General features: G+C 74.1%; 28 protein-coding genes and 1 pseudogene. 13 read left to right on the forward strand and 16 right to left on the reverse strand.

The window, feature by feature from the left end; translation table 11 throughout:
- Window positions 1-277 precede the first annotated feature (277 nt).
- Window positions 278-1,213 (reverse strand): DMT family transporter, encoded by a 936-nt coding sequence (locus CFP66_RS01470; RefSeq protein WP_094919932.1) that lies wholly within the window; start codon window positions 1,211-1,213, stop codon window positions 278-280.
- Between CFP66_RS01470 and CFP66_RS01475 the strand changes: the two genes are divergently transcribed.
- A complete protein-coding gene (locus tag CFP66_RS01475) occupies window positions 1,212-2,633 on the forward strand; it encodes a PLP-dependent aminotransferase family protein (protein WP_094919933.1) in 1,422 nt (473 codons plus the stop codon). The genes CFP66_RS01470 and CFP66_RS01475 overlap by 2 nt on opposite strands.
- A gap of 649 nt (window positions 2,634-3,282) precedes the next feature.
- On the opposite strand, the gene CFP66_RS01485 is transcribed toward CFP66_RS01475, so the two are convergent.
- The 9 genes from CFP66_RS01485 to CFP66_RS01525 form a co-directional block, all read right to left on the reverse strand.
- A complete protein-coding gene (locus CFP66_RS01485; RefSeq protein ID WP_094919934.1) occupies window positions 3,283-3,870 on the reverse strand; it encodes a nitrile hydratase subunit alpha in 588 nt (195 codons plus the stop codon).
- A complete protein-coding gene (locus CFP66_RS49840) occupies window positions 3,867-4,148 on the reverse strand; it encodes an SH3-like domain-containing protein (RefSeq protein ID WP_094919935.1) in 282 nt (93 codons plus the stop codon). The genes CFP66_RS01485 and CFP66_RS49840 overlap by 4 nt, the downstream gene beginning before the upstream one ends.
- Complete coding sequence (locus tag CFP66_RS49845; RefSeq protein WP_094919936.1) at window positions 4,141-4,398, reverse strand: SH3-like domain-containing protein; 258 nt, start codon at window positions 4,396-4,398, stop codon at window positions 4,141-4,143. Before CFP66_RS49845 ends, CFP66_RS49840 begins: the two co-directional genes overlap by 8 nt.
- A gap of 119 nt (window positions 4,399-4,517) precedes the next feature.
- A complete protein-coding gene (locus CFP66_RS01500; RefSeq protein WP_094919937.1) occupies window positions 4,518-5,387 on the reverse strand; it encodes an alpha/beta fold hydrolase in 870 nt (289 codons plus the stop codon).
- A gap of 131 nt (window positions 5,388-5,518) precedes the next feature.
- The gene (locus CFP66_RS01505; RefSeq protein WP_094919938.1) at window positions 5,519-6,058 is read right to left on the reverse strand and encodes an anti-sigma factor antagonist; all 540 of its coding nucleotides are present in this window, start codon (window positions 6,056-6,058) and stop codon (window positions 5,519-5,521) included.
- Between the two features lie 111 nt (window positions 6,059-6,169).
- The gene (locus tag CFP66_RS01510; protein ID WP_094919939.1) at window positions 6,170-7,096 is read right to left on the reverse strand and encodes an AEC family transporter; all 927 of its coding nucleotides are present in this window, start codon (window positions 7,094-7,096) and stop codon (window positions 6,170-6,172) included.
- A 40-nt stretch (window positions 7,097-7,136) separates the two neighbouring features.
- Window positions 7,137-8,108: a cation diffusion facilitator family transporter gene (locus CFP66_RS01515; RefSeq protein ID WP_233159063.1), complete on the reverse strand. Its 972-nt coding sequence runs from the start codon at window positions 8,106-8,108 to the stop codon at window positions 7,137-7,139.
- 78 nt (window positions 8,109-8,186) lie between these two features.
- Complete coding sequence (locus CFP66_RS01520) at window positions 8,187-8,777, reverse strand: GNAT family N-acetyltransferase (RefSeq protein ID WP_094919941.1); 591 nt, start codon at window positions 8,775-8,777, stop codon at window positions 8,187-8,189.
- Window positions 8,770-9,381: a TetR/AcrR family transcriptional regulator gene (locus tag CFP66_RS01525; protein ID WP_198961196.1), complete on the reverse strand. Its 612-nt coding sequence runs from the start codon at window positions 9,379-9,381 to the stop codon at window positions 8,770-8,772. Before CFP66_RS01525 ends, CFP66_RS01520 begins: the two co-directional genes overlap by 8 nt.
- Window positions 9,382-9,400: 19 nt before the next feature.
- On the opposite strand from CFP66_RS01525, the gene CFP66_RS01530 reads away from it, so the two are divergent.
- Window positions 9,401-10,057, forward strand: a complete 657-nt coding sequence (locus CFP66_RS01530) for a TIGR03557 family F420-dependent LLM class oxidoreductase (protein WP_094919942.1) — start codon at window positions 9,401-9,403, stop codon at window positions 10,055-10,057.
- 28 nt (window positions 10,058-10,085) lie between these two features.
- The gene (locus tag CFP66_RS01535) at window positions 10,086-11,480 is read left to right on the forward strand and encodes an NAD-dependent succinate-semialdehyde dehydrogenase (protein ID WP_094919943.1); all 1,395 of its coding nucleotides are present in this window, start codon (window positions 10,086-10,088) and stop codon (window positions 11,478-11,480) included.
- Between the two features lie 19 nt (window positions 11,481-11,499).
- Here CFP66_RS01535 and CFP66_RS01540 read toward each other — a convergent pair whose 3' ends face one another.
- Window positions 11,500-11,733 (reverse strand): hypothetical protein, encoded by a 234-nt coding sequence (locus CFP66_RS01540; protein WP_143517074.1) that lies wholly within the window; start codon window positions 11,731-11,733, stop codon window positions 11,500-11,502.
- A gap of 73 nt (window positions 11,734-11,806) precedes the next feature.
- Here CFP66_RS01540 and CFP66_RS01545 point away from each other — a divergent pair, with 73 nt between their 5' ends.
- Window positions 11,807-12,709 (forward strand): LLM class flavin-dependent oxidoreductase, encoded by a 903-nt coding sequence (locus CFP66_RS01545; RefSeq protein WP_094919945.1) that lies wholly within the window; start codon window positions 11,807-11,809, stop codon window positions 12,707-12,709.
- A 21-nt stretch (window positions 12,710-12,730) separates the two neighbouring features.
- Here the strand turns inward: CFP66_RS01545 and CFP66_RS01550 are convergent, their stop codons facing one another.
- Window positions 12,731-13,057 carry a DUF202 domain-containing protein gene (locus CFP66_RS01550; RefSeq protein ID WP_094919946.1) on the reverse strand — a complete coding sequence of 109 codons (327 nt, stop codon included), beginning with the start codon at window positions 13,055-13,057 and terminating at the stop codon, window positions 12,731-12,733.
- Window positions 13,054-13,416, reverse strand: a complete 363-nt coding sequence (locus CFP66_RS01555; RefSeq protein WP_094921357.1) for a YidH family protein — start codon at window positions 13,414-13,416, stop codon at window positions 13,054-13,056. Before CFP66_RS01555 ends, CFP66_RS01550 begins: the two co-directional genes overlap by 4 nt.
- A 61-nt stretch (window positions 13,417-13,477) precedes the next feature.
- On the opposite strand from CFP66_RS01555, the gene CFP66_RS01560 reads away from it, so the two are divergent.
- The 7 genes and pseudogenes from CFP66_RS01560 (at window position 13,478) to CFP66_RS01590 (ending at window position 19,892) form a co-directional block, all read left to right on the forward strand.
- Window positions 13,478-14,359 carry a glycoside hydrolase family 3 protein gene (locus tag CFP66_RS01560; protein ID WP_198961197.1) on the forward strand — a complete coding sequence of 294 codons (882 nt, stop codon included), beginning with the start codon at window positions 13,478-13,480 and terminating at the stop codon, window positions 14,357-14,359.
- Window positions 14,360-14,414: 55 nt separating this feature from the next.
- Window positions 14,415-14,882: a CAP domain-containing protein gene (locus CFP66_RS01565; RefSeq protein WP_198961198.1), complete on the forward strand. Its 468-nt coding sequence runs from the start codon at window positions 14,415-14,417 to the stop codon at window positions 14,880-14,882.
- Between the two features lie 67 nt (window positions 14,883-14,949).
- Entirely contained in the window at window positions 14,950-15,519 is a 570-nt protein-coding gene (locus CFP66_RS01570) for a hypothetical protein (RefSeq protein ID WP_094919947.1), read from the forward strand.
- Between the two features lie 76 nt (window positions 15,520-15,595).
- Window positions 15,596-17,251 (forward strand): sulfatase, encoded by a 1,656-nt coding sequence (locus CFP66_RS01575; RefSeq protein ID WP_233159065.1) that lies wholly within the window; start codon window positions 15,596-15,598, stop codon window positions 17,249-17,251.
- Window positions 17,252-17,357: 106 nt separating this feature from the next.
- On the forward strand, window positions 17,358-17,765 hold the full coding sequence (locus CFP66_RS01580) for a YciI family protein (RefSeq protein ID WP_094921362.1): 408 nt from the start codon (window positions 17,358-17,360) through the stop codon (window positions 17,763-17,765).
- Window positions 17,762-18,896 (forward strand): annotated as a pseudogene (locus tag CFP66_RS01585) (RNA polymerase sigma factor). The gene CFP66_RS01580 and the pseudogene CFP66_RS01585 overlap by 4 nt, the downstream one beginning before the upstream one ends.
- Before the next feature lie 111 nt (window positions 18,897-19,007).
- Window positions 19,008-19,892, forward strand: coding sequence for an alpha/beta fold hydrolase (locus CFP66_RS01590; RefSeq protein WP_158228000.1), 885 nt, complete (start codon window positions 19,008-19,010; stop codon window positions 19,890-19,892).
- 88 nt (window positions 19,893-19,980) lie between these two features.
- Here CFP66_RS01590 and CFP66_RS01595 read toward each other — a convergent pair whose 3' ends face one another.
- Genes CFP66_RS01595 through CFP66_RS01605 form a run of 3 tightly spaced genes read right to left on the reverse strand, consistent with a single transcriptional unit; the run spans window position 19,981 to window position 22,992 of the window.
- On the reverse strand, window positions 19,981-21,504 hold the full coding sequence (locus CFP66_RS01595; protein WP_094919949.1) for a tripartite tricarboxylate transporter permease: 1,524 nt from the start codon (window positions 21,502-21,504) through the stop codon (window positions 19,981-19,983).
- 1 nt (window position 21,505) lies between these two features.
- Window positions 21,506-22,006, reverse strand: coding sequence for a tripartite tricarboxylate transporter TctB family protein (locus tag CFP66_RS01600; RefSeq protein WP_094919950.1), 501 nt, complete (start codon window positions 22,004-22,006; stop codon window positions 21,506-21,508).
- Window positions 22,003-22,992 carry a tripartite tricarboxylate transporter substrate binding protein gene (locus CFP66_RS01605; protein ID WP_094919951.1) on the reverse strand — a complete coding sequence of 330 codons (990 nt, stop codon included), beginning with the start codon at window positions 22,990-22,992 and terminating at the stop codon, window positions 22,003-22,005. Before CFP66_RS01605 ends, CFP66_RS01600 begins: the two co-directional genes overlap by 4 nt.
- 140 nt (window positions 22,993-23,132) lie before the next feature.
- Between CFP66_RS01605 and CFP66_RS01610 the strand changes: the two genes are divergently transcribed.
- A complete protein-coding gene (locus tag CFP66_RS01610) occupies window positions 23,133-24,695 on the forward strand; it encodes an ATP-binding protein (protein WP_233159066.1) in 1,563 nt (520 codons plus the stop codon).
- Window positions 24,692-25,363, forward strand: a complete 672-nt coding sequence (locus tag CFP66_RS01615; protein ID WP_198961270.1) for a response regulator — start codon at window positions 24,692-24,694, stop codon at window positions 25,361-25,363. The genes CFP66_RS01610 and CFP66_RS01615 overlap by 4 nt, the downstream gene beginning before the upstream one ends.
- Window positions 25,364-25,396: the final 33 nt, after the last annotated feature.

The raw sequence follows: 25,396 nt of genomic DNA on the forward strand, positions 1-25,396 counted from the left end.
GGCTTGCATGAACGATTCAGAAGGCGCACGGGGGATGCCTCCCCCGTCCGTGACGCGGAGGGCACCCCACCCCCGGGACATCATGATCATGTTCAGCCTGGTGCCGGGCTCGGTCGACCCGGTCGAGCAGCCGCCCCGCAAGCGCTCGATCAGGTGGGACACGAGCCCGGCCGGGAACGGCCGGCGATCGATCCATGATCTACAACTCCGCCCGGTCGGGGGAACTCGGGCGAGGCCCGGAACCCGCGCGCGCCCGGCGACGACGGACCGCAGCCGGTCAACGCACCGGGACTTCCCGCCTCGGCGCCCGACGGACTCCGGCCGCACGCGTGCGTTGGGTGAGCGCGACGCAGAGCAGGACGGCCAGCGCGACGGCGACCGCGGAGCCCGGGACGGTCTCGCCGAGGAGCAGCACCGCCCAGGCCAGCGTGAGCAGGGGTTGGGCGAGCTGGATCTGTCCCACCCGGGCGATACCTCCCCGGGCGAGGCCCGCGTACCAGGCGAAGAAGGCCAGGAACATCGACACCACCGTGAGGTAGGCGAAGCCGGTCCAGGCGGCGGGCCCCGCGTGGGGTGGCGTCTGGACCGCGGCGATCGTGCTGATCCCGACCGTGACGGGCAGCGAGAGGACGAGCGCCCAGCAGATGGTGTTGGCGCCGCCGAGCTCCCGCGCCACCGCGCCACCCTCGGCGTAGCCGAGCCCGCACAGGACCACGGCGGCCAGGAGGAAGACGTCGGCCGTCTCCAGCGCTCCCGTTGCGCTCCCGCTGATCGCGGTGAAGACCACCACCACTGCCGCGCCCGCGCCGCTGGCGAGCCAGAACAGCGCAGAGGGGCGTTCGCGAGCGCGCAGCACGGCGAAGACGGCGGTGAGGGCGGGCAGGACGGCGACCACCACCCCACCGTGGGCGGCGGTCGTGGCCGTCAGCGCCAGCGAGGTGAACAGCGGGAAGCCCACCACGACGCCGGCGGCGACCACCGCGAGCCGCCTGCACTGCGCGGCCGAGGGTCGCGGCACCCGGCGCCACCACAGGTAGAGCACGGCCAGCAGGCCGGCACCGACCGCCCGGCCGAACGCCACGAGCCAGGGATCCAGGTCGGCCACGGCCGCCCTGGTGGCCGGCAGCGACATGCTGAACCCCAGGACGCCCACGGCCCCGAGGGCGCTACCCGTGATCGCCGCACGCCGGGAAGCGCTACTCTTGTTCTCCATGGATGACGATAACGCCGTGCAGCGCGTTATCCAAGATCTGCGACGGGCAGCGGCCGCGGGCGTCGGCACCCGGCTGCCGTCGGTCCGCGAGCTGACGGCGCGGCACCGCGCCTCCCCCGCCACGGTGGCCCGCGCGACGCGACGCCTGGTCGCCGAGGGCCTCGTCGAGGCCGTGCCCGGTCGAGGTGTGTTCGTCGTCGCCCCGGCAGCGATCCCGCCGCCGTCGGACCTGTCCTGGCAGGCCGTCGCGCTCGGGGCGCGGCCCGGCGGGGAGGAAGCGGTGCAGGCCCTGCTCGCCGTACCGGCGCCCGGGGCGATCGCGCTGTCGTCCGGTTACCTCGACACGACGCTGCAACCGACCGCCCCGCTGGGTGCGGCGCTGGCCCGGGCCGCACGCCGGCCCGGCGCCTGGGACCGCGGCCCCGCGCAGGGCGATGCCGAGCTGCGCGCGTGGTTCGCACGCGAGTGCGGAGGGCTCCTGGACGCCGACGACATCATCATCTGCCCGGGCGGGCAGGCCGCCCTGTCCACGGCGATCCGCGCCCTGACCGCGCCGGGCGAGGCCGTCCTGGTGGAGTCGCCCACCTACGTGGGCGCGCTGGCCGCGGCACGGGCGGCCGGTCGCCAGGTGGTTCCCGTCCCGGCCGACGCGGACGGTGTCCGACCGGACCTGCTGGCCGCGGCGCTCGACCGCACCGGGGCGCGGTTGTTCTACTGCCAGCCGCTGTACGCCAACCCGCACGGCGCCGTCCTGGCGCCGCAGCGCCGCGCCGCCGTGATGAGCGCGGTCCGCAGCGCGGGAGCGTTCCTCCTGGAGGACGACTACGCCCGCGACCTGAGCATCGACGCGGATCCTCCGCCCCCGCTGGCCGCCGACGACGCCGACGGCCACGTCGTCCACCTGAGGTCGCTCACCAAGCCGGCCGCTCCCGGGCTGCGCGTCGCCGCGCTCGGCGCCCGCGGGCCGGCCGGGATGCGGCTGCGCTCGGCGCGCGTCCTCGACGACTTCTTCGTCGCCGGGCCGCTGCAGCACGCCGCCCTGGACCTGGTCACATCACCCGCCTGGCACCGGCACCGTCGCACGGTGCGGACGGCGCTGCGCACGCGACGCGACGCCCTGCTGTCGGCCCTGCGCCGGCACACCCCGGACCTGCAGCCGACCGCCGTGCCGCGCGGCGGCTTGCACCTGTGGGTGCGCCTGCCGCCCACCGTCGACGAAGCCGACCTGGTGACCGCCGCGGCCGCCGAGCAGGTGGTCGTGTTCCCCGGCCATCCGTGGTTCGCCGCCGAGCCGCCGGCCGCGTTCCTGCGGCTGACCTACGCCGCGGCGCCTCCCGCGTTGCTCGACGAGGGGGCGCGCCGGCTGGCGCGCGCCCTGGCGGGCCTCGGCCACGGCACGGGGCGCGCGCCCGGCGGGTGAGGGCCGGCACGAACTGATCACTCCGAGACGCACACAAGCGCTGCGACCACAACGCTCAGGTGCGACTCGACGCGGTCAACGGCCGGTCCGGGGACTGCGCTCACACGACCGGTGGGGTTGCAGCGATCCACCAGCCGGCCAGGACGAGGTAGCCGCCCCCGAGCAGGACGCCGCCGAAGAGCTCTTCCGCACGCGCGCGCCCGACGACGTGACCGTGGACGACATCGCCGCCCGGGCCGGGATCGCGGTCGGCTCCCTCTACAACCACTTCGGCTCGAAGGCCGGGCTGCAGGCAGCGGTCGTCGAGAACGCGTTGCAGGCCGCGGATGCTGGCGTTCCCCGGCGCCCCCGGCCAGTACCCCGCAGGCCACGAGCTGGCCGAACGCCTCGCCCGTTCCGTCGACGAGCAGAACCGGCGTCTGGCCGCCGTGCTCCGCCGGGACGTCGACGCGGGCGAGCTGGCCCCCGTGGACCCCGAAGCGGTCGCCACGGCCCTGTGGGCGAGCTGGAACGGCATCATCAGCCTGCACTGGCGCCCCGACACGCTGCGCCGCGACGAGGCGGACCTGCGCGAGCTGCTGACGACGGCAACCCAGATGATCGGCGAAGGTCTACTCCCCCGCAGCAGCCAGGCAGGGCACCGGAGCACCTACACCGCTGCCGTTCCGATCAGGCCCTCCCGCGTCACCAGCGTGGCCAGCTCGGGCTCGCCCAGGCCGTCGGTGCCCGCCGGGCGCAGGGGCAGCACCATGTGCCTGCTCTCGGCGCTGGTGTCGTGCACGACGATCTCGGTGTCCGCGGGCAGCACCAGGCCGAACTCCTCCAGCACAGCGCGCGGCTCCCGGACCACGCGCGCCCGGTACGCCTCGCTCTTGTACCAGGACGGTGACGGCCCGAGCAGGGCGATCGGGTAGCACGAGCACAGCGTGCAGACGAGGACGTGGTGCCGCTCCGCCGTGTTCGGCAGGACGGTGAACCGCTGCGGCTGGGGCCCGGCGCTCATCGACAGACCGAGCTCGACGAGCGCCGCGTTCGCGTCGGCCTGCAGCCGCTCGCGGAAGGCGGGGTCGACCCACGCGCGGGCCACGACCCGCGCGCCGTTCGCCGGCGACCCCGACAGGACCTGCCCGATGATGCCGTCGAGCTGCTCGTCACTGGTGAGCCCCGCGGCGATCAACCGCTCCTCGAGCCGCCGCACCCGCACCGCGACCTCGGAACTCGCGTGTCGCCCACTCATGCCACGACCTCCAGGTAGGACTCCCACAACTCCACCTGCACCCAGTGCCCGCCCGGAGGCCCCCACAGGTCCGCGGCCGGGAACCGGACCAGGTACACCGGCTCCACCCGCGGCTGCGCGAACGCCCGGGCCCGGTCGTCGGCCAGCGGCCACGTCCCCTGCACCTGCACCACCTCGCCGACGTGCCCCCGGGCGTACCGGGGCACCCGCGTGTGGTGAGGCGGGTCCACCGCCGTGGCGCGCACGCGGTCCCCCACGGCGAACCGCGTCTCAGGCATCGGGCACCGCCGTCAACGTCTCCACGGCGTGGAGCCAGCGCTCGTAGTAGGACGCCGCGAGGTACTCCGCGGGCGGCATCCGCTCGATCGCGTCGCGGAACTGGTCGAGGTTGTAGACCCCGCTGCGCAGCATCGCGACGTTGAGCGCGTACACGCGCGCCTCCCAGTCGGCGTGGAACGGCGGCTCGTCCTGCTCGACGGCCACCGCCCCGAACCCGGACTGCCCACCGACGTCGTTGACCCGCGACATCCTCGGGACTCTAGCCTTGACCACGAACGTGCACCGGGTGATGCAGCGGCCGGCCCTCGGCCAGCCCGCCACACCCCCTCTCCGCCCACCGCCACCCGTCCATGGCCAGAAGTGCCCCACTAGGCATTGTCGAGCACCTCGCGCAGCCGCGCGGCGAAGGCGTCCGGTTCGCCCTGCCCCCCGTACTCGCCGCCCAGGAACCCGGCGTGGTCGCCGGGGAAGACGACGGGCTCGGTCCCGATCCCCGCCGCGACCGCGTCCGCGCCGCGCGCCGCCATCGTCTGGCCGGAGCCCTCGCCGCGGGCCGCGACGATGCGGGTGGGGGTGACCCGCAGCGCCTCCAGGTCGGGCCGGTAGCCGGTGCAGCCACGCAGGTTCTGCCCGAGGAGGGCGTCGTCACGGCTGCCGTCGTCCTCGACCGGCAGGCCGAACTGCGCCGGGTCGGCCGGCGGGTACTCGTAGTTGTCGGGCAACTCGCCGTCGTGGCTGACGAGGAGGATGAACTTCGCCATCGCCGGGCCCTGCCCGTCCCGCTGGTAGGTCCGGTACATGTCCTCGATGGCCGCGGCGAGGGCCTCGCGGTCGGGCAGCATCGTGGCCAGCGGCGGCTCGTGCGCCACCAGCGTGCACACCTGCTCCCCGTGCGCCGCCACCCAGGCCAGCGCGTTGACCGCGCCACCGCTGCTGGCGAGCACGTCCACCGGTCCGTCGCCGATCGCCTCGACGACCCGCCGCAGGTCACCGGCGTGGACGTCGGGCGTGATCTCGCCGTGGCCGTCGGTGCGCGCGCTCCGCGCCGTGCCCCGCGGGTCGTAGGTGACGACCTGGCGGTCGGTGAAGTGGCGGGCGAGGGTGGTGAACCCGGTGGCGTCCATCGGGGAGCCGATGAGCAGCAGCGGCGTGCCCGCGCTCAGGTCCCCGTGCACGTCGAAGGTGATGGTGGCGCCGGGGGCGTCGAGGGTGTGGGTGGTCGTGGTGGCAGCGGTCATCGGTCGGCTCCAGGGTGCGCAGTGGTGTGCCGCACTGTGGACCACCGCGGCGCCCTCGACTCATCGGTCGCCGCGGACGTGTCGACCCGAGCCCGGCGGAGGTCCGGCCGATGCCTGGAGCCCGCCCGCGCTCAGCGCGTGTGGGCGAGCCTGGGCGCAGGCACCACCGGTTCCTCGACGGCGGCCGCGAGGAGCAGCTCGAGCTGGGTCTGGAACCGGGGCGACGCGGACGCGTCGTGCGCCGGCGCACTGAACGCTGTCGCTGTCGCTGTCGAGCGACGGCAGAGCAAACGGGCCAGGACCAGGTCGGCGCTGGGGCTGAGCACCGGGGTGCGTCCCATCCCGGCCAGCTGCAGCGGCCGGCACACGGCGCGGTGGTCGGCCGTCAGGTGCACGCGGACACCCACCCGTGCGGCGCGGCGGAGCAGCTCCCGCAGCACGCGCAGGCCGTTCGCACCCAGGTAGGTGACGTCGGTGAGATCGAGGACGACGTGGCAGGCGCGGCGGTACTGCTGCCCGACCCGCTCGGCCAGTACCGGCGCAGCCGCGGCGTCGAGAGCGCCTGCGACCCGCACGACCACCACGTCGGGCACCGGAGCGTGCAACCGCACGTCCACCGGCTCCGGCACCTGGGTGCAATCGCGCGGCAGCCACTCGGTCACGTGCGTCATCGCGCCTCATCCCTCGTCCGTCGGCGGCCCCCGTCCCCCCGAGGACCGTGGCACAAACGCACGCGATGGGCAACGCTCCGGATCGATTCGATCACGGAACGGAGTCACATCTCACGCCAACAGGGCGACCACCCCGAACAGGACCGGGACGCTCACGAGCGTCGTGGTCCACGCTGCGTCCCGGCTGAGGGCCACCCCCTGGTCGAACCGGACCGCGTAGCCGAACACGTTCTGCGCGGTCGGCAGCGCCGCGCACACCACCACGGCGAGCAGCGCGTGCCCCTCCAGGCCGAGGACGAGGCCCGCGAGCAGGGCCAGCACGGGGTGCACGATGTTCTTGAGGAGCAGGACCGTCGTCAGCAGGGGTGCGGTGGCCCCGGCACCCGGGCGCTGCGCCTCGCACAGCGAGATCCCGAACGCCAGCAGCATGCCGGGCACCGCCAGGTCCGCGATGAGCTCGATCGGGGCGAGCACCGGCGCCGGGGGCATCCATCCCGTCGCCGACACGACGATCCCGGCACCCGTGGCCAGGGCGATCGGGTTGCGCAGTGGCGCGGTCAGCGCCCGTGCCAGGTTCGGGCGTCGGCCGTTCGCCCGCTCCGCCAGCACGTCGAGCACCGTGGTGAAGAGCGGCGTGAGCACCGCGAGCTGGAACAGCAGCACCGGCGCCACCTCGGCGGCGTCCCCGAGCACGTAGGTGGCGATCGGCAGGCCGAGGTTGCCCGCGTTGACGTACCCGCTCGCCATCGCCCCCACCGCCGTCTCCGCCGCGGGTCGGCGCAGCAGGAGCCCCACGGGGATGTAGAGCAGGCAGGCCAGCACGCTCGTCACCGCCGTGACGACCAGGGCGGAGGAGAAGACGGCGCCCACATCGGCCCGAGCCAGCGTGACGAACAGCAGCGCGGGGGACGCGACGAAGAACGCCGCACGGGAGAGCACGTGGGTGGCGGTCGGGCCGAGCACGCCCGCCCGCCCGACGACGAAACCGACCGCGACGACGACCCCGATGACGACGAACCCGTCGATCACGCCGTTCACGCTTCGGTCACGTCTGACCAGGGTATAGCTGTGACCTGGGTCAATCCGCGCCGGTGCCGCGCTTCGGCGCGGCCGGCTCCTCGCAACTCTCCTCGTGCCCGATGTGGGCGTGGTGCTCCACCTGCAGGGTGCTGTGCACCAGACCGAACCGCTCGCGCAACGTGCGCGCCGCGCGGTCCAGCACCGACCCGTCCCCGCACCCCCCGTGCCCGTCGACGCCGTCCAGCACGACGTGGGCCGACACCGAGGGCTTCCGGTCGTTGATGGCCCACACGTGCAGGTCGTGCACGTCCGCCACGCCCGGGACGCCGCGCAGCGCGTCCTGCACCTCGGCCACGTCGATGCCGCGCGGAGCGCCCTCCAGCAACACGTGCCCGACCTCGCGGAGCAGCCCGACGGCACGCGGGAGGACCAGCGCCACGATGAACAGCGACGCCACGGTGTCGGCGTAGGGCCAGCCGGTGGTCAGCAGCAGCACGGCCGCCACCAGGACCCCGACCGATCCGAGCGCGTCGCCGAGCACGTGCAGCATGGCCCCGCGCATGTTCATGTTGCGCCGGTCGCCGCCGGCGAGCACGAGCAGCGACACGACGTTGCCCACCAGCCCGAGGACGCCGATCACGAGCAGCGGCAGGCCCGGCACGTCGGCGGGTGTGAACAGCCGCTGCACGCCCTCCACCGCCACCCAGACCACGACAACCATCAGCGCGATGGCGTTGAGGCCCGCGACGAGCACCTCGACGCGCCCGAGCCCGTAGGTGCGGCGCAGGCTGCTCGGCCGGGCCGCCAGCAGCGAGGCGACGAGCGCTGCGGCGAGCGCCCCCGCGTCGGTGAGCAGGTGCCCGAGGTCGGCCAGCAGCGCGAGCGATCCGCTCAGCGCGGCTCCCACCGCGCCCAGCACCGCCGTGAGCAGGGTGACCGCGAGGGCGATGCCCAGCCGCTTCCGGTCACCCTCGGCGGAGTGACCGTGACCGTGCCCGTGGCCCATGCCGCGCCCTCCGCTCACTGCCACCAACACATGGAAACATGCGTACTTCTGCATGTCTAGCACGGGACGGCGGTCCCGCGCAGGCGCGACGTGACCGTCCCCTCAGTCCTGCACGAGCTTCATCGAGATGTAGTGGCTGATACCCGTGCGGCGGGTGTGCCGCACCTTCCTGCGCCGGTACTCGACGAAACCGAGCTTCGCGTAGACGTGCAGCGCAGCCGCGTTGGTGTCGGCGATGTCCTCCAGGACGTACTCGCGGTACCGGGGCATCGCGAGCAGATGGGCCAGGAGCGCGGTGGCCACGCCCTTGCCCTGGTGGTCGGATGCCGTGCCCACGAACTCGAGCGACGCGGCCCCGTCCGCGATGCCGGGCACGCCTCCCCGGAACTCCCGCGCGAACGCCGCCGCCGCGATCGTGCCCTTGACGAGGCCGAAGTGCCTGCGCAGCTCCCGACCCCGGGGTCGCACGCACTCCTGCCGCCCGTCGGTGCACGCGGCGATCCCGGCAGGCACCCCGTCGACCAGGGCCACGTGGAACAGGTCCAGGACCAGCATGTGCGCGAAGGCGTCGGCCAGCACCCCGACGTCCCGGGAGAAGTAGGCGAAGTCGGGCGCGAAGGCGTCGGCGTACACCTCGACGACCTGCCGCCTGCCCCTGTCGTCGAGCGTGAGCGCAGGAACGATCTCAATCATCGGAGCCCTCCTCGATCAGCCAGCCGGCCAGCAGCGACGGGTGCGGCACGGCGAGCCGGTCGCCCAGGGCGAGCTTCATCGTCGCCAGACCGCTCAGCGCGGCGAAGTAGCAGGTCGCCAGCTGCGCGGGGTCGCCGCGCCGGAACCGGCCGAGCTGCTGCCCCCGGACGATCAGGGCGACGGTGGCCTCGACCATCGCGACGTGCTGCGTGACGAGGTCCCGGACCGGCGCCGACCCGCCGGGCGCCGCGAACGCCTGGTTCATCAGCAGGAAGAACTCGGCGAACCCGCGCGTGCGGTCGACGTCCGCCACGAAGCCGGTGGTGAAGTCGCGCACGAGCGCGGCCGGCGAGCCGTCGCCGCGCAACCGTGCGGCGACGTCGCGAAGACCGTCGGCGGCCCCGACGACCAGCGCCGCGAACAGGTCGTCCTTCGTGGCGTAGTGGCGGTAGATCAGCCCTGTGCTGATCCCCGCCTCCCCGGCGATGTCACGCATGCTCGTGGCGGCGAAGCCGCGGTGCGCGAAGAGCCGCACCGCGGCGCTCTGCACCTTCTCGAGCGTCGCCGCCCGCATGGCCTCGTACTGCTCGCCGGTCCTGGGCACTGGCACTCCCGAGGGTTGAATGAACGATTGTTCATCATATCCGGCTCGGGAGGGTTCCAGGAAGCGGCACGCGATGCTCCGCGAGGCGCTGGAGATCATCCGACTGCTGTGGCAGGGCGGCTACCGCTCCTACGACGGCACCCACCTGCAGCTCGAGGACGCCCGCGTCTTCGACCTCCCCGACGAGCTGCCGGTGATCGCCGTGGCCGCCGGCGGACCGGACGCCGCGGCGCTGGCCGCCGAGCTCGGTGACGGGCTGTTCGCCACGCAGCCCGAGGCCGAGCTCGTGGAGACCTACCACTCGGCGGGCGGGGGCGGCCCGCTCTACGCGGAGGCTCCGGTGGCGTGGGCGCCGGACGAGCAGACCGCGGCGCGGGCCGTGCACGAGACGACCCGGTGGGCGCTCACCGGCTGGAAGGTGATGAGCGAGCTGCCCAACCCCGTCAACTTCGACGCGGCGACCACGACCGTCACCGAGGACGACGTGAAGCAGAAGTTCGCGTGCGGGCCCGACCCCGAGCGCCACGTCGAGGTCGTCCGCCAGTTCGTGGACGCCGGGTTCGACCACGTCGTGCTGCAGAACGCCGGCCCCGATCCCGACGGCTTCATCGACTTCTTCCGCTCCGGGCTGGCCGGTCGCCTGCACGAGCTGTCACCGCAGCCCGCCGCCGTGTGACGCCGAGCCGCCCGGGTAGCCCGGGACCATGGCCATCGCGAGCACCAACCCGACGACCGGCGAGACGGTGCGGGAGTTCGACCCGCTCGACGACGCACAACTGGAGGAGAAGCTCGCCCGCGCGGCCGAGGCGTTCCGCAGCTACCGCGTGACGAGTTGGGCCGAGCGCGCCGACCTGCTGCGACGCGCGGCCGACATCCTCGACGACGAGGCCGACGCGCTCGCCCGGATCGCCACCCTCGAGGTCGGCAAGACGCTGGCGTCGTCGGTGGCCGAGGTCGGCAAGTGCGCGAAGGGCTGCCGCTGGTTCGCCGAGCACACCGAGCAGATCCTCGCCGACGTCCCGCACGACGTGCCCGGCGCCGACGTTTTCACCCGCTACGAGCCGCTGGGCCCGGTGCTCGCGGTCATGCCGTGGAACTTCCCGTACTGGCAGGTGTTCCGGTTCGCGGCGCCCGCGCTGATGGCCGGCAACGTCGGCCTGCTCAAGCACGCCTCGAACGTGCCGCAGTGCGCGCTCGCGATCGAGGACGTGCTGCGCCGCGCCGGGTTCCCCGACGGCGTCTTCCAGACGCTGCTCGTCGGGTCCGGCGCGATCGAGGGGATCATCGGCGACGACCGCGTCCGCGCCGTCACCCTCACCGGGAGCGAGCCCGCGGGGCGCCAGGTCGGCGCGGCCGCGGGCAAGGCCGTCAAGACGAGCGTGCTGGAGCTGGGCGGCAGCGACGCGTTCATCGTCATGCCCTCTGCCGACCTCGACGACGCCGTCTCGAACGCGGTGTCGTCGCGCATGCTGAACAACGGGCAGTCGTGCATCAACGCCAAGCGCTTCATCGTGCACACCGGGATCGCCGACGAGTTCGAGCGCCGGCTGGTGGAGAGGATGGAGGCCCTCACCGTCGGGGACCCGATGGCCGAGGACACCGACTGCGGCCCGCTCTCCTCGCCGGACGCGGTACAGACGCTGCACCAGCAGGTGCGCGAAACCGTGGCCGCCGGCGCCCGCCTGCGCACCGGCGGCGAGCCGCTCCCGGGCGCGGGCAACTACTTCCCGCCGACGGTGCTCACCGACATCCCCGACGGCTCGCCCGCGCACCGCGAGGAGCTGTTCGGCCCGGTGGCGACCGTGTGGCGCGCCCGGGACGCCGACGACGCCATCCGCATCGCGAACGACTCGGCGTTCGGGCTCGGCGGCAGCGCCTGGACGCGCGACGAAGGCGAGCAGCAGCGGTTCGTGAACGAGGTCGAGACCGGGATGATGTACATCAACAAGTACACCGAGTCGACGCCCGAGGTGCCCTTCGGCGGCGCGAAGAACTCCGGGTACGGGCGGGAGCTGGCCGGGTTCGGGCCGCGGACGTTCGTCAACGCCAAGACGGTCTGGATCGCGCCGGCCGAGCAGGGCAGCGGCGCCGTCGAATGACGCGGTCGGCACTCACGGGTCAGCGGGCGAGGAAGAGCTCCAGCTCGTCCAGGGTGAGCGGCGCAGGCGGGTCGACGCGCGGCAGGCCGGCGAGGGCGCGGTGGAACCGGCCGAAGCTGCCGAAGTCGCGGGGGAACGCCGCGGGGTCGACGCCGAGGAACGCTCCGCGCCGCCGCGCCCGCCCCAGGATCTCCCGCCACTGCGACACAGGCGCGACACCGACGCCGTCGGTGCCGTGCGAGGACCGGTGCATGGGCTCGAGTACCCACGGCGCCCACGCCAACCACATTTGACCTCGACCCGACTCCAGGTCGCAGGGTGGCCGCATGACGATCGCGATCGGCACCGGACTCCCGTCGGGCTCCGCTCCCGGCACCCCCTCGGTCCCCGACGCGGCTCGCCTGATCGAGGAGTTCGGGTTCGAGTCGCTGTGGGTCCCGGACCTGGTGATCGGGGACGGCACGCCCGCCCTGGACGCCGCCCTCACGCTGGCCTCGGCCGCCGCGGTCACCGAGCGGGTGCGGATCGGGTTCGGCGTGCTCGTCGTCCCCCTCCGTCCGGCTCCGTGGCTGGCGGTGCTGGTGGCCACCCTCCAGCACCTGTCGGGCGACCGGTTGCTGCTGGGCGTGGGGTCCGGCGGGTTCCCCGGAGCCCCGTTCTGGCAGGCCCTCGGGGTGCCGGGGCGCGAGCGGGGCCGGATCACCGACGCGACGCTCGGGCTGCTCCCCCGATTGCTCTCCGGTGAGCCGGTCCGGCTGCCGGACGGCGGCCCACCGCTCACGCTGGCACCCGCCGCGCCGATGCCGCCCGTGCTCGTCGGCGGCTCCGAGCACGCCTTCCGCAGGGTCCTGGAGTTCGGTGACGGGTGGTTCCCCTCCCTCCTCGCACCCGCCGACCTCGGTCCCGCGGTGGCGCGCCTGCGCGAGCGCGCCGCCGAGCAGGGCGTGGCCTCCCCGACCGTCACGGTGGGCGGCCACTTGATCATGGGAGACGACGCGGGAGCTCGCGCCGCCCACGACGCCCTGGTCCGCAACCTCGTCGAGGTCCACCGCATGACGCCCGAGGTCGCCGCACGCACGGCCATGGTCGCGCGGACCCCCGCCGAGCTCGCCGAGATCTTCCTCGCCTACGGCGACGCAGGCGCCGACCGCGTCGTCACCGGCGCCGACAACGGGAGCTGGCGCGACCAGCTCGAGTTCATCGCCGAAGCCCGCGAGCTGGCGCGCTGACGCACCGGACACCCGGCTGCGTCAGAGAACGACCACCAGCAACCCGAGCGCACCGGCGGCGGCGACGACGGCGGCGAGGAACAACAGCTGGCCACCGCCGGGCAGCAGGCCGGACCCGTCGCGCAGCGCCCGGTACGCGGTCTCGGCCCGGCGCGTGGCGAGGCCCCACAGGGCACCGGACAGCACGAGCCCGACCAGGCCCGGCCACACCGCCCACCCGCCGAGCGCCGAGGGCAGGACCCGCAGCGCCACCAGGGAGCCGACGGCCAGCGAGAGCACCGTGCGCCTCCAGGCCAGCAGCGTCCGCTCCGGTTGCAGGCCCGGGTCGAACAGCGCCGGCCCGTTCACGTCACCAGCATGCCCACGAGCACGAGCACGGCCACCGCCGCGACCCCCACCGCGAGCAGCAGCCCGAGCCGGGAGGAGGGCAGCGGCCGCCCGCAGCGCAGCGCCCGCTCGGTGCCCGCCCAGCCGAACCAGGCGAGCAGGGGGGCGACGAGCCCCAGCACGAGCAGCAGCGCCGAGGCCGCGATCCGCAGCCCGGGCTGGATCGGCAGGGCGAGCGCCTCGAGGGCGACACCCCCGGCGATGAGGGCAAGCGCCGTGCGGATCCAGGCGAGGAACGTCCGCTCGTTGGCGAGGGTGAACCGCGGATCGGGTTCGCCGCCCTCGGTGTAGACCCAGCGGGGGAAGCGGGATGCGCTCACCGGTGCACCACCCGTCGGTTCGGACACGTCCGCGTTCCACTCCCCCACATCTGCTCCTGCGATGGGGGTGATCCTCGCATCCACCGCCGTGCCCGGGGGATGCTGCACCCGCTGGACGCACCCGGAGGAAGGACACCCGACGCGAACGCCCGACCACGCCGACGCCGACACCCGCACGGTCGAGGAGCTGCTCGACCGGCTCGATCTCGAGGCGAAGGTCCGGCTGCTGACCGGGCGCGACTTCTGGACGACCTGGCCGCTGCCCGAGATCGGCCTGCGCCCGATGCTGCTGTCCGACGGCCCGTCCGGGGTGCGCGGCGAGGTGTGGGACGAGCGCTCGCCCTCGCTCAACCTGCCCTCGGCCACGGCGCTCTCCTCGTCATGGGACCCGGAGCTGGCGCGGCGCTACGGCCGCGTCGTCGCGGTCGAGGCGCGCCGGAAGGGCGTCGACGTCGTGCTCGGCCCCACGATCAACCTGCACCGCACGCCGCTGGGCGGGCGGCACCTCGCGTGCTTCAGCGAGGACCCGGTGCTCACCGCCGAGCTCGCCGCCGCGTACGTCACCGGGGTGCAGGAGAACGGGGTGGGCGCCACGCCGAAGCACTACGTCGGCAACGACCACGAGACCGAGCGCTTCACGGCGAGCACGGAGGTGTCCGAGCGGGCGCTGCGGGAGCTGTACCTGCTGGCGTTCGAGAAGGCGGTGGTCACGGCGCGGGCGTGGCTGGTGATGTCGGCCTACAACGGCGTCAACGGGGTGACCGCGACCGAGCACCCGCTGCTGCAGACACCGCTGAACGACGACCCTTCCCCTCCCCGCTCGGGCGTTCGCCGACTGGCGAGAGGGCGGCTGGCACCACGAGCCCGGGCGCTTCGACGTCCTGGTGGGGACCCCGGTCACGGACCTGCCGCTCCGAAGCAGCGTGAATCTCACCGTTCGTGACAGTCCGGCGTGAATTCGGCGTATCGCCGTAGCCCGTTCGGGTGTTGTAGTCACTGTGAGAGAACATCGTGGACTTCGTCGTGTCGCACGTCTCCCCCTCCTGGCGGTACTGGCCGCCGGAGCGCTCACCCTGTCCGGGACACCGGCGTTCGCCGACGACACGGACACCGTCGTGGCACTGGTGAACGAGGAGCGCGAGGCCGCCGGCTGCTCCCCCGTCAGCGTCGACGACGAGCTGACCGAGGCAGCGCAGGGCCATTCCCGCGACCAGGCCGAACGCGGCGAGATGGGCCACGAGGGCTCGGACGGCTCCCGGGTCGGCGACCGCGCCACCGAGGCCGGCTACCGGTGGAGCAGCGTCGGGGAGAACGTCGCCTCGGGCACGACCTCGGCCACCCGGGCCATGGAGATGTGGATGGAGAGCTCCGGTCACCGGGAGAACATCCTGAACTGCAAGTTCCAGGACATCGGGGTTGCCCAGGTCGACGGCTACTGGACGCAGGACTTCGGCAAGCCCCAGTAACACCGCTGGTCCCGGCCCCGCGCCCCCCGCGACGCGCGGGCCGGTTCCGTCCGTATGGTGCCGCCCAATGGTTTCGGACAGCACGAGCAACACCGCAACGACCGACCGCACCCTCGAGCAGGAGCAGACCGGGCACGAGAAGCCCGAAGCGCAGGACTCGACACCGCAGAGTTCGACACCGCAGGACCCCGAACCGCAGGACCCCGGCACCCCGCACGGTCCGGCCACCGGCGGCTTCGCGCCGGGAGCCGCGGCCGTCGTCAGCGCGGGCCTCGGGTTCACCTCGCTCACCGGCACCGGGCTCGGCGACATGCTGCGATCGCGGCAGGAGATCGTCGGCCAGATCGAGGCGACCGTCAGCGGCGGGACCGGTGACCAGGTCGATGCGCTCTACGGCGCCCCGTGGCACACCGCCGCCCTCGTGAACGGCATCATCGCGCTGGTGGCCGTCCTCGTCGGCGGCGCCCTGCTGGCCGCGCACTCCCGCCGGGCCGGCACGGCGTCCTGGATCAAGGCGGTGGCCCTGGGCGGCGCCGTGCTGGGCGCGCTGGGCCTGCTGATCGCCGGTGGCATGTACCTGGACCTCTTCGCCGCGCAGCCCGAACTGCCCATGGCCCCCATGATGGGCGGCGGCTGAGCCTGAACCCCGCGCCGGATCCACCCGTGTGCCTTGCCGGGACCTGAGTCCCGTCGACGCACAGGAGGATCCCGCGTTGTCGATCGACACCGGCACACCGCCGCTCCCCCGGCACCCCGTCACCAGCGGCGTGCTCACCGCGCTCGCCACCGTCGTCGTGGTCGGGGCACTGCTGCTCCCGAACGAGATCGCGCGGCTCACGTCCGGCGCGTTCCTGCGCATCCCGGTCGAGGCGCTGCTCGGCGTCACCGTCGTGCTCGCCGCACCGCGACGCCTCCGGCCGGCGGTGGCGGCGCTGCTGGGCTCGGCGCTCGGCCTGCTGACCGTGCTCAAGGTCCTCGACATGGGCTTCTCCGCCACGCTCGGCCGGCCGTTCGACGTGCTGGCCGACGGGAGCAGCCTCGTCGATGCGGCGATCTACCTCGAGCAGGCGGGCGGGCGGGCAACAGCGCTTACCGCCTCGGTGGCCGCCGGTCTCCTCGCCGTCGCCGTCGTCGCGACCACGACGTGGGCGGCCGGACGGCTGGCCCGGCGCGTCGTCGTGCCGCAGCGCCGGGCGGCGCTGAGCACCGTCGCGGCCGCCACCGCCGTCTGGAGCGGCTGCGTCGTGGCCGAGGCGCAGCTCGTGCCGGGGATCGAGGTGGCCTCCGACAGCACCGCCACCCTCGCCCTCTACCGCGCCCAGCAGGTCCGCGCCGACGTGCAGGACCTGCAGCGGTTCGAGGGTGAACTCGCCGCCGACCCGTTCCGCGCCGTCCCGGACGACCAGCTGCTCACCGCCCTGCGCGGCAAGGACGTGGTCTTCGCCTTCGTGGAGAGCTACGGCCGCGTCGCGCTCGAGGACCCGCAGCTCGCCGCGGGCGTCGGCGCCGTGCTCGACGACGGCACCCGCCGCCTGGAGCAGGCCGGGTTCGGCACGCGCAGCGCCTACCTCAGCTCACCGACCACGGGCGCCGGCAGCTGGCTCGCCCACGCCACCTTCCTCTCCGGCCTGTGGGTCGACGGCCAGCAGCGCCACGACCTGCTGCACACCACCGACCGCGACACGCTCGTGAGCGACTTCGGCCGGGCGGGGTGGAGGACCGCCGGCCTCATGCCCGGTGTCTTCCTCGACTGGCCCGAGGGCGCGTTCTACCGCCACGACCGCGTCTACGACTTCGACGAGCTCGGCTACCGCGGCCCCCGGATGAGCTTCGCCACGATGCCCGACCAGTACACCCTGAAGGCCTTCGAGGAGCTGGAGCGGGCGAAGCCGGGCCCGGTGATGGCGGAGATCCCGCTCGTCACCAGCCACGCCCCGTGGAACCCGCTGCCGCCGTTCCTGCCCTGGGCCGAGGTGGGCGACGGCTCCGTCTACGACTTCCTGGAAGGCCGCGGGGAGCAGCCGGAGGCCATCCTCACCCGGGACCCCGCGCTCGTGCGCGAGGACTACCGGCGGGCGGTCGAGTACTCGCTGACCAGCCTCATCTCCTACGTCGAGACCTACGGCGACGACGACCTCGTCGTCGTGCTGCTCGGCGACCACCAGCCCTCCCCCGTCGTCACCGGCCCCACCAGCGACCGCGACGTCCCGATCAGCATCGTGGCGAAGGACCCGGCCGTGCTCGACCGGATCGGCGGGTGGCACTGGCAGGACGGGCTGCGGCCCGGCCCGCACGCGCCGGTTCAGCGGATGGACGCCTTCCGGGAGGAGTTCCTGACCGCGTTCGGTGACCGCCGGGTGCAGCAGTAGATATCGGTGGAATTCTTGCCGGCGGCGATGTCGAGAACCCCCGACCGGCTCCGTCCCCGGGGTGGACGTGACCACGACGGGTCGCACCAGCACCGAGGAGAACACGATGGCCAAGTACCTGCTGCTCAAGCACTACCGCGGCGCTCCGGCGGCGGTCAACGAGGTGCCGATGGACCAGTGGACCCCCGAGGAGGTCTCGGCGCACGTGCAGTACATGCGCGACTTCGCGGACCGGCTCGAAGGGACCGGCGAGTTCGTCGACGGCCAGGCGCTCGCCCCCGAGGGGACCTTCGTCCGGTACGACGGCGAGGGCCGCCCGCCGGTCACCGACGGCCCGTTCGCCGAGACCAAGGACCTCATCGCCGGCTGGATGGTGATCGACGTCGACAGCTACGAACGCGCCCTCGAGCTGGCCGGGGAGCTGTCCGCCGCTCCCGGCGCGGGCGGGAAGCCGATCCACGAGTGGCTCGAGCTGCGCCCGTTCTACGCCGAGCCGCCCACCATCACGGAATGAGCTCGCCGGTGGACGAGGTCCTGCTCCGCAGCCTCGCGCCGAACGTGCTCGGGGTCCTCGTCCGCCGCGGAGCCGACTTCGCGGCGGCCGAGGACGCCGTGCAGGACGCGCTGGTCGAGGCCGTCCGCGTCTGGCCGGCGGACCCGCCGCGGGACGCGAAGGGCTGGTTGGTCACCGTGGCCTGGCGCAAGTTCCTCGACGCCACCCGGGCGGAGGTCGCGCGGCGCCGCCGGGAGGAGGTCGTCGACACCGAGCCCGCGCCCGGGCCGGCGTCCGGGCTGGACGACACGCTCCAGCTCTACTTCCTGTGCGCCCACCCGTCGCTGACCCCGTCGTCGGCGGTCGCGCTCACGCTGCGCGCCGTCGGCGGGCTCACCACGCGCCAGATCGCCCAGGCCTACCTCGTGCCCGAGGCCACCATGGCGCAACGGATCAGCCGGGCCAAGCGCACCGTCGCGGACGTGCGGTTCGACCAGCCGGGCGACGTCGCCACCGTGCTTCGCGTGCTCTACCTCGTCTTCAACGAGGGCTACTCGGGCGACGTCGACCTCGCCGCGGAGGCCATCCGGCTCACCCGGCAGCTCGCGGCGGCGATCGAGCACCCGGAAGTGGCGGGCCTGCTCGCCCTCATGCTGCTCCACCACGCCCGACGGCAGCCTCGTGCCCCTCGCCGAGCAGGACCGCAGCCGCTGGGACACCGGGGCGATCGCCGAGGGCGTCGCGATCCTGCAGGCGGCGCTGGCCCGCGACCGGCTGGGCGAGTTCCAGGCCCAGGCCGCCGTCGCGGCCCTGCACGCCGACGCCCCCACCGCCGAGGAGACCGACTGGCCCCAGATCGTCGAGTGGTACGACGAGCTCGTGCGCCTGACCGGCAGCCCGGTCGTCCGGCTCAACCGGGCCGTGGCCGTCGGCGAGGCCGACGGACCGCGCGCCGGGCTGGCGGCGCTCGCGGAGCTGGACGACGCGCTGCCCCGTCACGCGGCGGTGGCGGCGTACCTGCACGAGCGCGACGGCGACCTCGAGACGGCGGCCCGGCTGTACGCCGAGGCGGCCCACAAGGCCCCCACCCTGGCCGAGCGCGCCCACCTGACGCGCCAGGCGGCCCGGCTCAACACCCGCCAGGGTCGCTGACGAGACCAAGATCCGAAGTATCGGTTGCCCATTGTCGTGCGGACAGCAATGAGCAACCGATACTGCAGATCTTGGTGCTCTGACCGGAAACCCGACGCGACAGGAGTGCTCGTGCCCGCTGACCCCGCCGTGACCCACCTCGAGTTCCCCGAGGGGCGGATCGCCTACCGCCTCCTCGGCGACACGGGGCCGCCGGTCGTCCTGCTGCACGGCGGGGGCCTCGACAACAGCACGCTGACCTGGGGCCGCCTCGCCCGGGAGCTCGCCGTCGGCCACCGCGTCCACTCCCCCGATCTGCCCAAGCACGGCGGCAGCTGGCCGTGGCGCGCCCTCGCCGACCAGCGCGCACTGGAGGACCTCGTCCCGCGGCTGCTCGACCACTGGGGGCTGCGCTCCGCCACGCTGATCGGGCTCTCCCTCGGCGCGACGACCGCGATCGGTGCGGCCCTACGGCACCCGCAGCGCGTCGACCGGCTGGTCCTCACCTCGTCGGGTGGCATCCAGGACCGCGTGCCCGGTGCCGGCCGGCACGAGCTGGCGTGGCTGGCGCTGCGCACGCCGCTGTCGCGGCTGATCACCCGCTCGCAGACCGCCGCCACGCTCGCCCGGCACGTGCGCGGCTTCCCGTTCGCCGACGACGTGCCGGCGCAGGAGCGCGAACGGCTCGTGGCCGGCATCGTCGCGGAGCACCGCGCCAAGCGCGACGGCCACATGTTCAGCGACTGGAACCGCGTCGAGATCGGCTTCCGCCGCATGCGGACCGACCACCGGCCGGAGCTGCACCGCATCGCCTGCCCCACCCTCGTCCTGCACGGCGCCGCGGACGCCGTCGTCCCGGTCCGGTACGCGCGCGAGGCCGCGAGCCTGATCCCGGGGGCGCGCCTGGTCGTGGTGGAGGGGGCGAGCCACTCCGCGCCGATGGACCACCCCACGCAGGTGGGGGCCGCGGTCCGGGAGTTCCTGGACCAGACGCGGGATGCGGCGCCCGGCGCCTGAGAGGCTCGACCGGCAAGATCTCCGGTATCGGTTGCCCATGGTTGTGATCACAGCAATGAGCAACCGAAACCGCAGATCTTGGTGCTGCTCAGACGCCCACCCGGTCCTTCGGCGGCGCCTCGTCACCGGCGGTGCGCCGCCTCGTGAGCTTCCGGATCGCCGGCAGCAGGAGCAGCACCGCGATCACCAGGTACACGATCACCGACAGCGGGGTCGAGACCAGCGTCGTGACGTCGCCCTCGGCGATCTGCAGGGCGCGGCGCAGCTGCAGCTCCGCGTCCGGGCCGAGGATCACGCCGATGATCGCGGGCAGCACCGGGAGCCCGTAGCGGCGCATGAGGAACCCGACGGCGCCGATCGCGAGCAGCACCAGCAGGTCGACGGGCTGGCCGCTCACCGCGTACGCGCCGACGCAGGCGAAGAACAGGATCCCCGCGTACAGGTACGGCCGCGGGATGCGCAGCAGCTTCGCCCACACCGGCGCGAGCGGCAGGTTCAGCACCAGCAGCAGCACGAGGCCGATGAACAGGCTGGCGATGAGCGTCCACACCAGGTCCGGCTCGGTCTCGAACAGCAGCGGGCCGGGCTGGATGCCGAACTGCTGGAACGCCGCCAGCATGACGGCCGCGATCGCGGTGGTCGGCAGGCCCAGGGTGAGCATCGTGGCGAGCGTGCCCGCCGATGACGCGCTGGCCGCCGCCTCCGGGCCTGCGACGCCCTCGATCGCGCCGGTGCCGAACTCCTCAGGTCGCCGGGACAGCTTCCGCTCGGCGACGTAGGACATGAAGGTCGACATCTCCGCGCCACCGGCCGGGATCGAGCCGAACGTGAACCCGATGAACGGCCCGCGCAGCCACGGCTTCCAGGTGCGGCGCAGGTCCTCGCGCGACAGCCAGGGCCGTCCGACCGGGATCGGGCGGTCGACGCTGCGGCGCAGGTGCGCGGCCACCCACAGCGCCTCGCCCACCGCGAACAGGCCCACCGCGACGATCACCACGTCGATGCCGTCGGCGAGCTGCGGGATGCCGAACGTGAGGCGCGGCTGCCCGGACAGCGGGTCCAGTCCCACCAGGCCGATCGTCAGGCCGATCGCGAGCGCCGCGAAGCCGCGCACCCGGGAGCTGCCCAGCACCGACGTGACGGCCACGAACGCCAGCACCATGATCGCGAAGAAGTCGGGGGCGCCGATGTCGACCGCCACCGACGCGACGAGCGGCGCGAGCAGCACCAGCCCGAGCGCGCCGAAGATGCCCCCGATGAAGTGGCCGATCGCGGCCGTGGCGAGCGCTTGCGCGCCGCGCCCGGACCGCGCCATCGGGTTGCCCTCGATCGCCGCCATCACCGAGGCGCTCTCGCCGGGGGTGTTGAGCAGGATCGAGGTGGTCGAGCCGCCGAACATCGCGCCGAAGTAGATGCCCGCGAACAGGATGAACGCGCCCGTCGGGTCGAACGCGTAGGTGACGGGCAGCAGCAGCGCCACCGCCATCGCCGGCCCGATGCCGGGCAGCACGCCGATGGCCGTGCCCAGCAGCACGCCGATCGCCGAGAACAGCAGGTTCCCCGGTGTCAGCGCCTGGCCGAACCCGTCGAGCAGGAGGGTCAGGTTCTCCATCTCAGAACACCCCCATGAGCGGTCCGCCGGGCAGGTCCACGCCGAGCAGCGCGTCGAACACGAGCCAGGTCGCGAGCGAGACGCCCGCGGCGATCAGCAGGTCGCGCGGGAAGGCGCGGGAACCCAGCGCGTAGGTGGCGCCCCAGAACAGCACGGTGCCGGCGATCGGCCAGCCGAGCAGCGGGATCAGCGCGGCCGTCGCCACGAGCACCCCGGCGAGCATCAACACGGTGCGGACGTCGGTGGGCGCGGTGAGGTCGACGTCCTCGCCCCCTTCCGCGTCGCCGCGCCCGCCGCGCAGCACGTCGAGGGTGAGCAGCACGGCCAGCAACAGGAGCAGCAGGCCCAGCAGGACCGGCACGGCGTTCGGCCCGAGCGGGTCGGCGGCGTTGCCGGAGCGCGGCGCGATCGTGACGTCGGCGAGCACCAGCACGCCCGCGACGAGCAGCAGTGCGGACACGCCCAGCTCGGACCGCTCACGCAGCCACAGGATCGCGGTCATGCCACCAGCCCCAGGTTGCGCAGGACGCCGGCGACCCGGTCGTTCTCAGCGGCCAGGAAGGCGCCGAAATCGTCGCCGGGCAGGTAGGCGTCCTGCCAGCCGTTGCGTGCGAGCGCCTCCGCCCACTCCGGGGACTCCCTCAGCGCGGTGAACGCCGCCACCAGCTCGGCGCGGTCCTCCTCGCTCAGCCCGGGCGGAGCCACGACGCCGCGCCAGTTCGTGAACTCCACGTCGACGCCCGCCTCCTTCAACGTCGGCGCGTCGACGCCGGGGACGCGCTGCGGGGCGGTCACCGCCAGCACCCGCAGCTCGCCTGCCTCGATCTGGTCGGCGTACTCGCCCAGACCGGAGACGCCGAACGCGACCTTCCCGCCGAGCACCGCGGCCAGCAGCTCGCCGCCGCCGTCGTAGGAGACGTAGTTGACCGCGCGCGGGTCGATCCCGGCGCCCTCGGCCATGAGCATCGGCGCGAGGTGGTCCGGGCCGCCCGGGCTGGAGCCGCCGCCGACGGGCACCGCACCCGGATCGGCCCGCCACAGCGCGAGCAGGTCCTCGACCGTGCGCAGCGGCGAGTCCTTGCCGACGACCACGATCTCGGTCTCCTCGGTCAACCGCGCGATCGGCGTGGTGTCGGTGAGGGTGGCCGGCGACTCGTTCGTGTACACCGAGCCGACCACGCCCAGCCCCATGGACATGACGAGCCGGTCGTTGCCGCTCTCGTTGACCGTGCGGCCCAGCCCGACCGTGCCGCCCGCGCCCGGGAGGTTGAACACCTCCACGGCGCCGGTGAGGCCCGCGTCCTCCATCGCCTTCGCCGCCGTGCGCGCGGTGATGTCGTAGCCGCCGCCCGGTGCGTTGGGCACCAGGACGCGCAGGCCGCGCAGCTGGGTGCCGTCGCCGCCACCGGTGAGCCCGCCGATCAGTGGCGGTACCAGCAGCACCGCGGCCAACGCCGCGATCACCGCGGCCACACTCCGCGTGCGCATGTGCCTCCCTCTCCGTCGAGGTCCGTCGTGGCGCACATCGTGGATCGCCGGCACGACGGTGTCTGCCTTGGTCGCACATCGGTCGTTGTGGTCGTTGTGGTCACGGCAGTTCCGCCGCGTCCCGTGAGACCCTCCCGTCCGTGTCGAAGACGCTGGCGCGGCAGTTCCTGGGCTGGCAACTCGGGATCGTCGGGCTGCTGCTCGTCGCCGTCACCGCGCTCGCGGTCGTGCAGTCGAACGCGGCGTTCCGGGAGACGCAGGGGCGGCGGATGCTGTCGGTGGCGGAGGACGTGGCGGCCACCGCCGGTGTGCGGGCGAGTCTCGCCGCCCGCTCCTACGGCCCGTTGCCCGCGCTCGGCACCAGCGCCCGCAACCTCTCGGGCGCCGACGAGATCGTGATCGCCGACGCCGGTCTCGTCGTGCGCAGCGCGGCGGACCCGGCCGAGGTCGGCGAGCCCTTCCCTGCCGGGGAGAGCACGGCGCCGGCGGGGCGGGCCTGGGTCGGCAACCCGGACGGGAGCACCGTCGTCGCGCACGTGCCGGTGCTGGACGACCGGGGCCGGGTGGTCGGGCTCGTCGCGGCCCGCGCCGAGGCGCCGTCGCTGCTCAGCGGGCTGCTCGCGGCTCCCGCGCCCGCCGCGGCGCTGGTGGGCGTCGCGGTCGTGCTGGGGGTGGCGGGCTCGCTGCTGCTGGCGCGGCGGGTGCGCCGCCAGACCCTCGGTCTGGAGCCGGCGGAGATCGTGGAGCTGGTGCAGCGCCGGGAGGCCATGCTGCTGGGCGTGAAGGAGGGGGTGCTCGGCCTGGACGGCGCGCACCGGATCACGCTGCGCAACGCGGCCGCCGCCGAACTGCTCGGCATCGGCGCCGTCGGGGCCCGGGTCGACGAGCTCGACCTGGACGAGCGGCTGCGCGACGTGCTCACCGGCGCCGCGGTCGGCGAGGACCAGGTGGTGCTGCACGGCAGCCGCGTGCTGGTGCTGAACCGGATGCCGGTGGTGGTCGACGGGGCCCCGGTCGGCGCGGTCGTCACGCTGCGGGACCGCACCGAGCTCGCCACCCTGGAGGACCGCCTCGACGCCTCGCGCCACGTCACCGACACCCTGCGCGCGCAGGCGCACGAGTTCACCAACCGGCTGCACACGATCGCCGGGCTCACCGAGCTGGGCGAGCACGAGGAGGTGCGCCGCTTCGTGGCGGGCGTCGTGGCGGGCTCGGACCAGTGGCGCCGGGAGGTCACCACGCGCGTCGGCGACGCGGCCGTGGCCGCCCTGCTGGTGGCCAAGGCGAGCCTCGCCACCGAACGCGGGGCACAGCTGCGGCTCGCCCCCGACAGCCGCCTCGACGCCGTCGACCGCTCGCGGGACCCGGCGCTGTCCGCCGACCTGGTCACGGTCGTGGGCAACCTCGTCGACAACGCCCTGGACGCCGCGGGCGCGGGCTGGGTGGAGATCGGCTTCGACGGGGAGGGGGACGCCGTGCGCGTGACGGTGCGCGACTCCGGCCCGGGGGTGGCGTCGGAGCTGGTGGAGGAGGTCTTCCGGCACGGTTTCAGCACCAAGGCCGCCGAGCACGACGCCGGGGGCCGAGGGCTCGGGTTGGCGCTGGCCCGGCAGGTCTGCCTGCGGCGCGGCGGGTCGATCACCCTGCGCAACGACGGCGGCGCCGAGTTCACCGCGTGCCTGCCGCTGGCGGTGACCGCCTGATGCGCGTGCTCGTCGTCGACGACGACTTCATGGTCGCCCGCGTGCACAGCGGGTACGTCGCGCGGATCCCCGGCTGCGAGGTGGCCGGTGTCGCCCACACCGCGGCCGACACCGTCCGGCTGGCCGTGCAGCTGCGCCCCGACCTCGTGCTGCTGGACGTCTACCTGCCCGACCGCTCCGGGATCGAGGTGCTGCGCGAGCTGCGCACCGGCGCGCCCGACGACCCGTTCGTGCTGGTCATCACCGCCGCCGACGACCCGGCGACGGTGACGGCGGCCCTGCACGGCGGCGCCACGCACTACCTGGTGAAGCCGTTCGACGCCGCCGCGCTGCGCGAGCACGTCGAGCGGGTGGCGCGGGTGCGCGGGCGCCTGGCCGGGCTGTCCCGGGCGGCGCAGGACGACATCGACAGCGTCTTCGGCGGCCGCCACGGCGCCACCACCCGGCTACCCAAGGGCCTCACCGGGCCCACCGCGCAGCTCGTCGAGCGCGTGCTGCGCGAGCACGACGGGGACCTGTCCGCCGCCGAGTGCGCGGAGCTGACGGAGCTGTCGCGGGTGAGCGCGCGCCGCTACCTGGAGCACTTCGTGGCGACCGGCGCAGCGACCGTGCGCCTGCGCTACGGCGGGACGGGTCGCCCGGAACGGCGCTACCGCCGCAGCGGCTGACCGCCCGACGGTGTGTGCGGTGGCCCGGTAGGG

The sequence above is a fragment of the Pseudonocardia sp. MH-G8 genome (genome assembly GCF_002262885.1).
GTDB lineage: Bacteria > Actinomycetota > Actinomycetes > Mycobacteriales > Pseudonocardiaceae > Pseudonocardia.